Raw genomic sequence first — 12,368 nt, 5'->3', positions numbered from 1 at the left:
TTCAATGTGATGCAGGTCACATTTTTGGATTGAGTCCAGACTCGGATCCGTTCCGTACCCATGCCCAGAAGCTGACGCAGGGGGTGTCAGCTGTCAAACGGGGAGATTTCCGATCATGGGTACTGACGCTACGTTCACGAAGCGCCGCAAGAGCCTGATCATGACCAGCGTCGCGGTGGTCGCCGCGGCGGGTGTTGCCGCGGCGGTGATCCCGGCGGTCGCCGACAGCGGAACCAAGCACCAGAGCGCAAGCAGCACCAGCGGCGGCGGTAACGACCACACCGCACACGGCGACCGGACCGAGGTCATCGCGCAGAGCGGCGTCGCGGCCGGAAGCTACGGCGGCACGATCCTCGCCGCCGGCCTTCGGGGCGCCAACGAGGTCCCCGTCAAGGGCGGCCCCGCCGTCGGGGACAAGGACGGCGCGGCCCTTCAGTTCGTCAGGGTCAAGGGGGACAAGGTGTCCGTCGCCGTGAAGTGGCGCGGCACGGGCAAGCCGACCCTGCTCCACATCCACCAGGGCGCCAAGGGCGTCAACGGCGGAATCAAGATCGACTTCACCAAGCTGCTCGGCAACATCAAGCACCAGTCCGTGACCGGCACCGTCAAGGTCAAGGACGCGGCCCTGCTGAAGCGGCTGAAGAACGATCCGGGTTCGTTCTACGCCAACCTGCACACGGCCGAGTTCCCGGGCGGCGCCGTCCGCGGCCAGTTCCACAAGGTCACCACATCCTTCGACTTCAGGGACGCGCTGGACAACTTCCAGGCCTCGGTGGTCAAGGGCAAGCAGATCTACGAGTGCAAGCCCGTGGAGGGCGGCGGTTACGCCTTCGCGCAGCGGGACGTCAGCGCCCTGCTCGGCGGCCGTATCGCGCACTCATTCGTGAAGCCCAACTCCGGTACACCGCAGTGGATCGCGCCGGACCGCAGCGCGGTCACCGGTTCGCTGATCAGCAAGACCCCGAACGGTGCGACGAACATCCCCGAGCTCGACCTGAAGGCCACTCAGTCCGGCAAGCACCGCGGCCTCCTGGCGGACACGGCCGAGATCCTGCGCCTCAACACGGTGGGTGGCGTGGCCCCGAGTGGGTCCTGCACCCCCGGCAAGATCGTGGGCGTGCCGTACCAGGCGGACTACGTCTTCATCCAGAAGTAGCCCGGAGGCAGAGCCGGAAGTAGCCCGGCGGCAGGGGAGGAAGTAGCCCGAAGACAGCGGAGGAAGTAGCCGGCGGCAGAGAGAAAGCAGCCCGAAGACAGAGGAGGCAGTGCCCGGAGACAGAGGGCGACGTCTCCACCCGGAACGGCGGCGCCTCTCCACCAACCCCTACGGGGTGGGGGAGGCGCCGCCCTCCCGTGTCATACCCCAGGAGTACACGGAGTTGACTCTGGGGTCTGACGCTTCGCCGCGGCCGATTTGGTGTGATTGAGAAACCACCTCACAGCGTTTCGGGGGACAATGGCGGCAAGGGGTGGACGAGTGCAGACGGTTGGCCGCCGCCGACGACGGAGGTAAGGCACACATGGCACCGTACGAAACCGACGACAGCACCATGGACGGGGAGGCGCCCTCCGGGCGGCGAAAAGCCGCGCGGTACGTCGTTCCGTTCACGGTGGTGGGGGTGGCCGCCGCGACCATCGGGCTCGTCCCGGCCCTCGCCGACTCCGGCGACCCCGATCTGCCGAAGATCAGCGCGCAGCAACTCATCGAGAAGATGGCGAAGTCGGACGTACAGCAACTGTCCGGCACGGTGAAGATCAGCACCGACCTGGGCCTGCCCAGCCTCGGCGGCCTGGAGAGCAGCCTGGCTCCCGGCGGCGCTGCGGGCGGTGACTCGAGTGCGGACCCGGCCTCGAAGCTGATGGAGCTCGCCTCCGGTACCCACACCCTGCGCGTCGCGGCCGACGGCCCCGACAAGCAGAAGCTGTCGGTCCTGGACAAGGCGTCCGAGTACAGCCTGATCCACAACGGCGATGACGTGTGGGCGTACGACAGCGCGTCGAACGAGGCGTTCCACTCCACGGGCGCGTCTGCCGGTTCCGACGACGCTCAGGAGGAGATGCCGAAGGACGTCCCGGCCACGCCCCAGGAACTGGCCGACGAGGCGCTGAAGGCGGTCGACGACACCACGTCCGTGACGGTCGACGGCACCGCACAGGTCGCCGGCCGTGACGCCTACAAGCTGCTGATCAAGCCGAAGCAGTCCGGTACCACGGTCGGCGCCATCACCGTGGCGGTGGACGCGAAGACGGGTGTGCCGCTGAAGTTCACACTGGTCCCGGCGAGCGGCGGCGCGGCCGTCGTCGACGCGGGCTTCACCGAGGTGAGCTTCGCCAAGCCGGCCGCCTCCACCTTCGACTTCAGCCCGCCCAAGGGCACGAAGGTCACCGAGGGTGACGAGCTGGAGAAGCGGGACCACGACAGCGCCAAGGGCCCCGATGCTCCCAAGGGCCCCGACGCTTCCAAGGGCGCCGGGCACGACGAGAGTCGCGAGGACCTGGGCAAGGATCTCGACGGGCTGAAGACCATCGGCGAGGGCTGGACCACCATCGTCCGGCTCGACGGGGGCGAGGGCGCCGGCGCCGCCGGGGACTCGTCCTCCGACGAACTCCCCGCGGACGCCTCCCGGTTCCTCGACTCGCTGGGCGACAAGGTGTCCGGCAAGTTCGGCTCGGGCACGGTCTTCTCCACCCGACTGGTGAACGCGCTGATCACGGACGACGGCAAGGTCTACGCCGGTGCGGTCACCAAGGACGCACTGGTGAAGGCGGCCAACGCGGACCAGTAGCGACAGTGGACGTGTCCGGGCCCCACGGCCCGGACACGTTCCCCGAGGGAACGGCGAATCGAGGAGTTCATGGAGGACCTGTCCGCCGCGGAGCAGCGCGAGCCGGGCGAGGCGGACACGCGTGGAAAGGCGCACACGCGCGGCGGGGCGGAGACGGGCCGTGAGTCAGGCACGGACCGTGAGGCGGACGCGCGCGGCGAGGCGGACACCGGCCGTGAGCCGGACACGCGCGGTGGAGACGGCACCGCGGACGCGGTGATCGCCACCCGTGGACTCACCAAGCGCTACCGCGGCGGACAGCTCGCCGTCGACGGTCTCGAGCTGACCGTCCCGGCGGGCAGTGTCTTCGGGTTCCTCGGGCCCAACGGCTCCGGCAAGACGACCACGATCCGCATGCTCATGGGCCTGATCGAACCGACCTCCGGCACGGCGCGGGTACTGGGCCGGCCGATGCCGCGCTCGTCCCGAGTCGTGCTGCCGCACGTGGGAGCGCTGATCGAGGGACCCGCGCTGTACGGGTTCCTGTCCGGCCGGGACAACCTGCTCCGCTACGACGCCGCCGACCCGACCGCCGATCCGCGGACCCGGCGCACCCGGGTGTCCGCCGCACTGGACCGGGTGGGACTGACCGCCGCAGCGGGCAAGAAGGCCAGGGCGTACTCGCTGGGGATGAAGCAGCGGCTGGGGCTGGCGGCGGCGCTGCTGCAACCCCGTCGACTGCTGGTCCTGGACGAGCCCACGAACGGCCTTGACCCGCAGGGCATGCGTGAGATCCGGCTGCTGATCAGGGAGTTGGCGTCGGACGGCACGACGGTGTTCCTCTCCTCGCACCTCCTGGACGAGATCGAGCAGGTGTGCTCGCACGCGGCGGTGATGGCACAGGGCCGACTGATCACCCAGGGCGCGGTGCGTGACCTGGCGGCGGGTGCGCGTGGCCGCCTGGTCGTGACGACCCCGGACTCCGCGGACGCGGCCCGGGTGCTGAAGGAGCAGGGGGTGGCGGACCTGGTCATCACGGAGACGGGGGTGACGGGCGAACCACCCGACCGCGAACTCGCCGATGTCAACGCCGCGTTGGTGGCGGCAGGGGTCCGGGTACGCGGGTTCGGTGTGGAACGGGCGTCACTGGAGGACGCGTTCGTGGCGCTCACGGGGGAGGGGTTCGATGTCGCGGGCTGAGGAGTCGGGGACATCGGCGGCTACCGCGGGGCCGGCGGACCCCCCAGCACCCGCGCCTCTCGCGGGATCGGCGAAACCCCCAGCACCCGCGCCGCCTGCGGGGCCGGCGAAGTCCGCGGCACCCGCAACACGCCTGCCCTCCGCGGGAATCAGCCCCTCCACAGGGGCGGGGAGCCATCCGTTGTGGACGTTCGGCCTCTTCCGCAGCGAGCTGGTGACCACCTTCCGGAGGTGGCGGACGATCGCCCTGCTGGCCGTGCTCGCGGCGGTGCCGATCCTGGTGGGCATCGCGGTGAAGATCGAGACCAGCGGCGGCTCCCCGGCTGACGGGGGCGGCGGCGGTGGCGGCCCGGCCTTCATCGCGCAGATCACCAACAACGGCCTTTTCCTGGTGTTCACTTCACTCGCGGCGACGCTCCCGTTCTTCCTGCCGATGGCGATCGGCGTCATCGCCGGCGACGCGATCGCGGGCGAGGCCAACGCGGGAACCCTGCGCTATCTGCTCGTGGCCCCGGCGGGCCGCACCCGGCTGCTGCTCACGAAGTACGCCACCACGCTCGCGTTCTGCCTGGTCGCCACCCTGGTCGTGGCGGCCTCGGCACTGGCCGTCGGCGCGCTGCTGTTCCCGCTCGGTGATCTGACGACCATCTCCGGCACCCGGATCAGCTTCGGCGAGGGCCTCTTGCGGGCCCTGCTGATCGCCCTGGTGGTCGCGGCCTCACTGATCGGTGTGGCGGCACTGGGCCTGTTCATATCCACGCTCACCAACAGCGGCATCGCGGCGATGGCCACCACCGTCGGACTCCTGATCACCGTCCAGATCCTCGACCAGATACCTCAACTGCACGCGGTACAGCCGTACTTCTTCTCCCACTACTGGCTCTCCTTCGCCGACCTGATGCGTGAACCGGTGTACTGGGATGACCTGCGGCGCAACCTGGGCCTTCAGGCGCTGTACGCGGCGGTGTTCGGCTCGGCGGCGTGGGCACGGTTCACCGCGAAGGACATCACGGCATAGAGGGTTCGTGGACAAGCCGGCGACGCCCTGCCCCGGGCCGGCGACGAACCCCTGCGGACACGGCTCATCACCGGTCGCCGGACGAACTCCCGGTGAGCCGGGCCAGGAGCGAGGACTCGCGCGGTGGCCCGGCCGTGAAGTCGTTGCTGCGCCAGGCGTTCACCCAGGGGACGCGGTACACGTCGACGACGGACGTGATCACCTCGATGTGCTGGACGAGCGGGCGGGGCAGCCGTCCGGGTGCGTCCGCGACCAGTACCACGGCGTTCAGATCCAGGCCCGGAGGTGCGTCGCCCCGCCGGAAGACGTCCAGGGTGTGTGACACGGCGTCGAGGCCGGTGGCGTGCGTACGGGCCACCAGGAGCACCGACTCCGGTTCACCGCGCTCCGGGCGGGGCCAGCCGCGGCCCGCGTCAAGACCGCCGAAGACCGTGGCGAGGGTCGTGGTGCCCGCCCCGCCGTGGACGGCCACCCAGGCGAACCGTCGTGCCGTCGCCACGAGCCGGGGCGGCTCTACCCGGTGCGGTGCCGGCGCGACGACCGGTCCGCGGAGCCAGATCTCGGGACCGCCCAGGCCCCCGCCCAGGCCTTGTTCCGCCATCCCCGCATCGCTCCTCTCCAACTGCCGACACAGTCCGTGACGTTGGTTCGACCGAGCCGGCCGACGGCCTCCGAGGCACGATCTCACGGTGGTCAAGGCGTGTGGAGCCGGGCAGCGGGTTCCTGGGACGGACCTGTGACGCTCCGGTGACACGTGCAGTGGGGGCGAGCCTGGAGACTCGATCACGTACACCCGCAACGCGGCCGGGGCCGTCTGGAACCGCGCCACCCCGCGCCTTCGTCACCCCATCCGGAGTGGAGGGAACGATGTCCAGATTCTCCCGCGAACACAAGCGTGCCCGTGGCGCGGCCTCCGCCGCACGGGCGGCTCCGGTGGAGGTCCATGTGCCGGTGAGCGGACGGGCCACGGTCGGCGGCAGTCCCGTCCCGGTGGCCGCCAACGAGCCGGTCCACACGTCGGTGCTGAACTACCTCCACCGTCTGACCCTGGCGACCGGTCATCCCGTGGACGCGACGGTCCGCGACGAACGGATCGGGTTCGTGGTGCCACTCCAGGTGTCCCCGGACGGCGCGAGCGCCTTCACGGCGCAGCCGCTGCACGTGGGCGTCCCGGGGCCCTCGGCGTCGCCGAGCGCGGACCACGCGGTATCCGACAGGTGGACATCGGACCGGCCCGCACCTGAGCCGAAGGACGCCGTGCCGGGTGCCGCACGGGAGTCTGTACAGGGGTCTGTGCCGGGTGCTGTACCGGAGTCCGTGCCGGGTGCCGTATCGGAGTCCGTGCCGGATGCCGTACAGGGGCCTGTGCCGGGTGCCGTGCGGGAGTCCGTGCCGGGCGCGGTAAAGAGTGCAGTGCCGGGCGCGGTACAGGGGTCCGTGCCGGGCGCCGTACCGGACGTCGTGCCGGATCCCGTGCCCGCCCCGGCCGCCCGTGACGTGGCGACGTTCACATTGCGCGCTCTGCCCGAGCCCGGGACGGCGGCGACGCGGAACCTGTCCGCCGTGCCGGAGTCCGCGGCCGCTGGGCCGCCCCGTCCGCCCTTCGCCTCCCAGGCCGGGGGCGCCGGTGCGTCCGCGCCGGCGGAAGGCTCCGGCCCAGCCGCGCAGGCCGGACCCGCCGCTCCAGCCGCGCAGGCCGGACCCGCTGCTCCAGCCGCGCAGGCCGGACCCGCTGCTCCAGCCGCGCAGGCCGGACCCGCTGCTCCAGCCGCGCAGGCCGGACCCGCCGCTCCAGCCGCGCAGGCCGGACCCTCCGCTCAAGCCGCGTCGGCCGGACTCGCCGATGCTGCCGCGCTCGCAGGACTCGCCGATCTGACGGAGCCGGTGAAGCCCACTCCCGCGCGGGGGTTCGACGCCGTCGCCGAGGCCGTACTGGAACCGGACTTCGGTGAGCAGCCCGCCCTGCTCGCGGAACCCGTCTCACGGATCAACGAGGCGGTACGGAACGGTCGGATCGAGGTGGCGTCCGCGCTGGCCGGGGAGACGGTGGAGGCCGCGTCCCGGACGCTGGGCGCGGACCACCCCGAGGTACTGCGACTACGTGAACTGACCGCCTATATCGCCTACTTGGCGGGCGACGCGGTGCGCTCCTTCCAGCTCTCCCTCGACCTGGCCCGCGTCTGCCGGCACCAAGGTGACGCGCAGTCCGCCTACGGCAACGTCCAGAGTGCCGCGTCCGCCTGGCGTGCGGTCCGCGACCCGTCGCAGGGACTGGACCTCGGCCGCGACCTGATCGGCGTCTGGACCGACCTGGCCGCCGAGGAGGGGCCCGCCGCGGACGACCTCGACCAACTGGATTCGGCCCGCTCCCGGATGACCCGCCTCACCGAACGCGCCCGCCTCTACGCCGAAAACCCCTACGCCCAGGGCCAGTGAGGACCGACCGCAGGCCGTGCCCGGCCGGGCCGCCGGGGACCGGTTCGCCCGGCGGCCCGGCCGACCCGGTCACCGTGCCGGCCGGCGTGCCGCGCGCACCCTCGTACGGTCAGGAGCTCAGCTCCCACACCGCATGGGCCGCCGCGTCGCTGTTGCGGTTCAGCGCCGTGTCGTTGATGTTCGACGTCGTGTCGCAGGACGAGTGGTAGCAGCGGTCGAAGGCCTGACCGGACGTGCCGCCCCACTTCGCAGCCTGCGCCGCGGACTTGGTGTTGCTGGCGCCGGTGAAGATGCCGCCGACCGGAACGCCCGCGTTCTTGAACGGCGCGTGGTCCGAGCGGCCGTCGCCCTCGGTCTCGATCTCGGTGGCGACCCCCAGGCCCGCGTAGTAGTCCTTGAACACCTTCTCGATCGCGGGGTCGTCGTCGTAGACGAAGTAGCCGGGGTTCGGCGAGCCGATCATGTCGAAGTTCAAGTACCCGCTGATCTTCGCCCGGTTGGCGGAGGACAGGTTGTTCACGTAGTACCGCGACCCCACCAGACCCAGTTCCTCCGCGCCCCACCAGGCGAACCGCAGGTGCTTCGTGGGCTGGTACTGAGCGCGGGACACGGCGAGCGCGGTCTCCAGCACCGCCGCCGAACCGGACCCGTTGTCGTTGATGCCGGCACCGGAAGACACGCTGTCGAGGTGGGACCCGGCCATGACGACCTGGTTGGTGTCGCCGCCCGGCCAGTCGGCGATCAGGTTGTAGCCGGTGCGGCCGGAGGAGGTGAACTGCTGGATGGTGGTGGTGAATCCGGCGGCGTCCAGCTTGGCCTTGACGTAGTCGAGCGACGCCTTGTAGCCGGCTCTGCCGTGTGCGCGATTGCCGCCGTTGGCTGCGGCGATCGACTGGAACTGGGTGAGGTGTGCCTTGACGTTCGCGAGCGGGATGTCGGGCGCGGCGGCCGCCGCGGGGGCGGGGGCCGCCCCTGCTATCGAGGCGGTGGCGAGCAATGTGGCGACCGAGACGGCAAGGGCCGCCGAAGTGCGCCCGGGGAGAACGGAGAGCTTCATGTGGGGGCTCCGAATTCCATAGGGTACCCATGGGTAATGGGGTGCCTGATGGTGAATCCGAGACTGACTCTCCGTCAAGGGCGCTATTTGGACAGGCAGTTCACTTAACGGACAGTTCACATTCAGCTCTGCTTCGCTAGGTCCTGTCGTCAAATTCCCGTCGTCCGCCCGGAGGGCGGGCCGAGCGGCGTCATGGGGGTCCCCCTGCTCATGGGGGTCTCCCCGCTCGAGCGCAGCCGAGAGTGGGGGAGAAGCCGAGAGCTTGGGGGAGCGTGCTCTGGGGTCCCCCGGCCGGAGGCTGGGCGAGTGCCGGGCGGAAGTCCTCGTACTGGATGTACTTGGGCTTTCGCCCGGTGCGGCGAGTGGGGGTCCCCCTGCTCGAAGAGCTTGGGGGAGCGTGCATGGCGTCGCGCGGCAGACGGGAATTTGACGACAGGGCCTAGTGCACGCAGAACTCGTTGCCCTCCGGGTCCTGCATCACCGACCACTCGCCGCCGGGTTCCTTCACATGCCGCAGCACGCTCGCGCCGAGCTCCTCCAGGCGTGCGACCTCGTCCGCGCGCCGCTCCGGTCCCGGGTGCAGATCCAGGTGGATCCGGTTCTTGCCGCTCTTGGGCTCGGGCACGCGCTGGAAGAGGATGCGCCGGCCGAGACCGGTGCCGCTGTGTTCGTCGTACGGGTCCTCCGGGTGCCGTACGGCGACCAGGTCCCGCCAGGCGCGGCGGCCCCGGATCTGCACGGTCGCGGCCTCGGGCGCCGCGCCCGCGTCGAGTAACCGCCCGATGAGCCCGCTGTTGTCCTCGATCCGGTAACCGAGGGCCGCCGCCCAGAACTCGGCCTGCGCATGCGGATCCGCGCAGTCGACGACGAGCTTCCAGTGCAGAGGTTCACTAGGTGTCATGGGCCACTTATAGCGGGCGACGGACCTCGAGCGGAGGCACATCCGCGTCGACGCGCGGTCCTGTGCCGAGCCCCTCCGGCGCGGCGTCGGCACGGAGCACCGCCGCGGCGCGGCGCGTGGAGCGCAGCGCGTCCCAGGTCAGCAGTGACAGCGCCAGCCAGACCAGGGCGAAACCGGCCCAGCGCTCGGCGGGCATGGCCTCGTGGAAGTAGAGGACACCGAGCAGGAACTGGAAGACCGGGGCCAGGTACTGGAGCAGACCGAGCGTGGACAGCGGCACCCGGATCGCCGCCGCACCGAAGCAGACCAGTGGTGCCGCGGTCACCACACCGGTCGCGGCGAGCAGCGCGGCGTGTCCTGCGCCCTCGGCCCCGAACGTGGAGTCGCCGCGGGAAGCCAGCCAGAGCAGGAAACCGAGCGCGGGCAGGAACTGGATCGCGGTCTCGGCCGCCAGTGACTCCACACCGCCGAGGTTGACCTTCTTCTTCACCAGTCCGTACGTGGCGAAGGAGAAGGCGAGACACAGGGAGATCCACGGCGGACGCCCGTAGCCGACGGTGAGCACGAGCACCGCGGCGAAGCCGATACCGACCGCCGCCCACTGCGCAGGACGCAGCCGTTCCTTGAGGAGCAGCACACCCATCGCGATGGTGACCAGGGGATTGATGAAGTAGCCCAGGGACGCCTCGACCACGTGACCCGTGTTCACGGCCCAGATGTAGACGCCCCAGTTCACGGTGATGACGGCCGCGGCCACCGTGATCAGTCCGAGCCGGCGCGGCCTTCGCAGCAGTTCACCGGCCCACGCCCAGCGCCGCATCACCGCCAGCGCGATCCCGACGAAGGCGAGCGACCACACCATCCGGTGGGCGAGGATCTCGGCCGCCCCCGCGGGCTTGAGCAACGGCCAGAACAGGGGGACGAGGCCCCACATGCCGTAGGCCGCGATGCCGTTGAGAAGACCTATCCGCTGTTCGCCCTTCGATTCCGCTCCCGCTCCCGATCCCGACACCGCGCCTCCTCGTCAGCCGGCCGCTCCCGTACGGCCTCAACGAAGGTAACGCCGAGCACCCCCGCCCGTCATGTCCGTATCGCCATACGGTCATGACAGCCGGAGGTGCTCCGGAGAGGGGCGGGATCAGGCCTTGAGCGCCGCCGCGATCGAGTCGGCGATCGGGGTGGTCGGGCGGCCGGTCAGCCGGGACAGGTCGCCGGAGGTGCCGGCCAGCTCGCCCTTCTCGACGGAGGCGTCCACGCCCGCGAGGATCGCGGCGAACGGCTCGGGCAGCCCGGCGCCGGTCAGGATGCCCTGGAAGGCCTCGACGGAGACGGCGTTGTAGACGATCTCCTTGCCCGTCTGCTTGCTCAGCTCGGCCGCGTACTCGGCGAAGCTCCACGCGGTGTCGCCGCTCAGCTCGTACGTCTTGTTCTCGTGGCCCTCGCCGGTCAGCACGGCGACCGCGGCGGCGGCGTAGTCGGCACGGGCGGCCGAGGCGACCCTGCCCTCACCCGCGGCCTGGGTGACCGCGTTGTACTGCAGTACGGGGGCGAGCTGCTCGGTGTAGTTCTCGTTGTACCAGCCGTTGCGCAGCAGGACGTAGGGGACGCCGGACTCGTGGATCGCCGCCTCCGTGCCCTTGTGGTCGTCGGCGAGCGCGGCCGTCAGGCTGCCGAGGGCGCTGGTGTACGCGAAAAGCGCGACACCGGCCTCCTTGGCGGCGTCGAGGACCACCTTGTGCTGCTGAACCCGGCCCTTGTCGAATTCGTTGCCGGAGATGAGCAGCACCTTGTCGCCCGCGGAGAAGAGGCCGTCGAAGGTCTCGGGGGCGTTGTAGTCGGCGACCGCGATCTTCACTCCGCGGGCGGCGAAGCCGGCGGCCTTCTCCGTGTCGCGGACGACGGCGGTGATCTGGTCGGCCGGAACCTTCTCCAGCAGGCCCTCGATGACGAACTTCCCGAGCTGTCCGGTGGCTCCGGTGACGACGATGCTCATGACTGACGACTCCAGTGGGTGCGGTGCGTGATCTACTGAATGCGTGATCTTTCAACGATCTGGCACTCACCCTAGGACGTGCACTAACTTTAGGAAAGTACCCACTTTGAAGTAAGGTACTTTCATGGCCGTAAGCAACCAGAGTCAGCCAACCCTCGCCAGGTACGACACCGGGGAGGCCCAGTGCCCGTACCGGCTCGTCCTCGAACACGTCACGAGTCGCTGGGGCGTCCTGGTCCTGATCGAGTTGCTGGACCGCTCGTACCGCTTCAGCGAACTGCGCCGTGCCATCGGCCGCGTCAGCGAGAAGATGCTCACCCAGACCCTGCAGACCCTGGAGCGCGACGGCCTCGTCCACAGGGACGCCAAGCCCGTGATCCCGCCGCGCGTCGACTACTCCCTCACCGACCTCGGCCGCGAGGCCGCCGAGCAGGTGCGGGCGCTCGCGACGTGGACCACGGAGCGGATGGAGGACGTGGAGAAGGCCCGCCGCGCATACGACGAGGCCCGGACCTGACGGCCCGGGCCTCGAGGCGCGCTGCCCGCGGGTGCGGCGGAGTCAGCCGCTGACCGCCGACGCTGACGGCCGGCGCTGACGGTCAGTCGCCGGCGTTCAGCCGACGACGGTCCAGGTGTCGCCGCCGGCGAGGAGTGCGGCCAGGTCGCCCTTGCCGTTCTGCTCGACCGCCGTGTCCAGCTGGTCGGCCATCTGGGTGTCGTAGACGGGCCGGTCGACGGAGCGGAAGACGCCGATCGGGGTGTGGTGCAGGGTGTCCGGGTCGGCCAGCCGGGACAGGGCGAAGGCCGTGGTCGGGGACGCGGAGTGCGCGTCGTGGACGATGATCTGCGCCTCGTTGTCCGGCGTGACCGTGACGACCCTGAGGTCACCGGTGGCCGCGTCCCGGACGACGCCCTTGGCGAGATCGGTGCCGAAGCGGATCGGCTGCCCGTGCTCGAGGCGGATCACAGCCTCCTCGGCCTGCTGCTTGTCCTTGAGG

At 70.5% G+C, this 12,368-nt stretch carries 11 protein-coding genes and 1 pseudogene; 6 read left to right on the top strand and 6 right to left on the bottom strand.

Annotated features, from left to right (window positions below; translation table 11 throughout):
- The first annotated feature begins 115 nt into the window (after positions 1–115).
- The 4 genes from EF387_RS41605 (at position 116) to EF387_RS41585 (ending at position 4,983) form a co-directional block, all read left to right on the top strand.
- Complete coding sequence (locus EF387_RS41605; protein ID WP_128381807.1) at positions 116–1,156, top strand: CHRD domain-containing protein; 1,041 nt, start codon at positions 116–118, stop codon at positions 1,154–1,156.
- A 364-nt stretch (positions 1,157–1,520) separates the two neighbouring features.
- Positions 1,521–2,786: a LolA family protein gene (locus tag EF387_RS41595; protein ID WP_162467313.1), complete on the top strand. Its 1,266-nt coding sequence runs from the start codon at positions 1,521–1,523 to the stop codon at positions 2,784–2,786.
- A gap of 69 nt (positions 2,787–2,855) precedes the next feature.
- On the top strand, positions 2,856–3,965 hold the full coding sequence (locus tag EF387_RS41590; RefSeq protein WP_238431998.1) for an ABC transporter ATP-binding protein: 1,110 nt from the start codon (positions 2,856–2,858) through the stop codon (positions 3,963–3,965).
- Entirely contained in the window at positions 3,952–4,983 is a 1,032-nt protein-coding gene (locus EF387_RS41585; protein WP_128381804.1) for an ABC transporter permease, read from the top strand. Before EF387_RS41590 ends, EF387_RS41585 begins: the two co-directional genes overlap by 14 nt.
- 67 nt (positions 4,984–5,050) lie before the next feature.
- Here EF387_RS41585 and EF387_RS41580 read toward each other — a convergent pair whose 3' ends face one another.
- Positions 5,051–5,584: a DUF6668 family protein gene (locus EF387_RS41580; RefSeq protein WP_128381803.1), complete on the bottom strand. Its 534-nt coding sequence runs from the start codon at positions 5,582–5,584 to the stop codon at positions 5,051–5,053.
- Positions 5,585–5,850: 266 nt separating this feature from the next.
- Between EF387_RS41580 and EF387_RS41575 the strand changes: the two genes are divergently transcribed.
- A complete protein-coding gene (locus tag EF387_RS41575; RefSeq protein WP_128381802.1) occupies positions 5,851–7,419 on the top strand; it encodes a tetratricopeptide repeat protein in 1,569 nt (522 codons plus the stop codon).
- 109 nt (positions 7,420–7,528) lie between these two features.
- On the opposite strand, the gene EF387_RS41570 is transcribed toward EF387_RS41575, so the two are convergent.
- The 4 genes from EF387_RS41570 to EF387_RS41555 all read right to left on the bottom strand — a co-directional run bounded on the left by EF387_RS41570 (position 7,529) and on the right by EF387_RS41555 (position 11,370).
- Positions 7,529–8,476, bottom strand: a complete 948-nt coding sequence (locus EF387_RS41570; protein WP_128381801.1) for a M28 family metallopeptidase — start codon at positions 8,474–8,476, stop codon at positions 7,529–7,531.
- A gap of 439 nt (positions 8,477–8,915) precedes the next feature.
- Positions 8,916–9,377 (bottom strand): VOC family protein, encoded by a 462-nt coding sequence (locus EF387_RS41565; RefSeq protein WP_128381800.1) that lies wholly within the window; start codon positions 9,375–9,377, stop codon positions 8,916–8,918.
- Positions 9,378–9,384: 7 nt separating this feature from the next.
- A complete protein-coding gene (gene rarD / locus EF387_RS41560; protein WP_238431997.1) occupies positions 9,385–10,389 on the bottom strand; it encodes an EamA family transporter RarD in 1,005 nt (334 codons plus the stop codon).
- 126 nt (positions 10,390–10,515) lie between these two features.
- A complete protein-coding gene (locus EF387_RS41555; RefSeq protein ID WP_128381799.1) occupies positions 10,516–11,370 on the bottom strand; it encodes an SDR family oxidoreductase in 855 nt (284 codons plus the stop codon).
- Positions 11,371–11,494: 124 nt separating this feature from the next.
- On the opposite strand from EF387_RS41555, the gene EF387_RS41550 reads away from it, so the two are divergent.
- On the top strand, positions 11,495–11,887 hold the full coding sequence (locus EF387_RS41550; protein ID WP_128381798.1) for a winged helix-turn-helix transcriptional regulator: 393 nt from the start codon (positions 11,495–11,497) through the stop codon (positions 11,885–11,887).
- Positions 11,888–11,983: 96 nt separating this feature from the next.
- Here EF387_RS41550 and EF387_RS41545 read toward each other — a convergent pair.
- Positions 11,984–12,368, bottom strand: a pseudogene (locus EF387_RS41545) (2-oxoacid:ferredoxin oxidoreductase subunit beta); the annotation flags it as partial.

Origin of the sequence: Streptomyces cavernae (genome assembly GCF_004023625.1) — a bacterium.
GTDB lineage: Bacteria > Actinomycetota > Actinomycetes > Streptomycetales > Streptomycetaceae > Streptomyces > Streptomyces cavernae.
The sequence above is the reverse complement of the archived record's forward strand: the minus strand, read 5'-3'. Positions and strand labels throughout refer to the sequence as shown.

Excerpts from the sequence above, each read along its gene's own strand:
- EF387_RS41605 (WP_128381807.1), top strand. The coding sequence starts at position 116 with ATGGGTACTGACGCTACGTTCACGAAGCGCCGCAAGAGCCTGATCATG.
- EF387_RS41595 (WP_162467313.1), top strand. The coding sequence starts at position 1,521 with ATGGCACCGTACGAAACCGACGACAGCACCATGGACGGGGAGGCGCCC.
- EF387_RS41590 (WP_238431998.1), top strand. The coding sequence starts at position 2,856 with ATGGAGGACCTGTCCGCCGCGGAGCAGCGCGAGCCGGGCGAGGCGGAC.
- EF387_RS41585 (WP_128381804.1), top strand. The coding sequence starts at position 3,952 with ATGTCGCGGGCTGAGGAGTCGGGGACATCGGCGGCTACCGCGGGGCCG.
- EF387_RS41580 (WP_128381803.1), bottom strand. The coding sequence starts at position 5,584 with ATGGCGGAACAAGGCCTGGGCGGGGGCCTGGGCGGTCCCGAGATCTGG.
- EF387_RS41575 (WP_128381802.1), top strand. The coding sequence starts at position 5,851 with ATGTCCAGATTCTCCCGCGAACACAAGCGTGCCCGTGGCGCGGCCTCC.
- EF387_RS41570 (WP_128381801.1), bottom strand. The coding sequence starts at position 8,476 with ATGAAGCTCTCCGTTCTCCCCGGGCGCACTTCGGCGGCCCTTGCCGTC.
- EF387_RS41565 (WP_128381800.1), bottom strand. The coding sequence starts at position 9,377 with ATGACACCTAGTGAACCTCTGCACTGGAAGCTCGTCGTCGACTGCGCG.
- EF387_RS41555 (WP_128381799.1), bottom strand. The coding sequence starts at position 11,370 with ATGAGCATCGTCGTCACCGGAGCCACCGGACAGCTCGGGAAGTTCGTC.
- EF387_RS41550 (WP_128381798.1), top strand. The coding sequence starts at position 11,495 with ATGGCCGTAAGCAACCAGAGTCAGCCAACCCTCGCCAGGTACGACACC.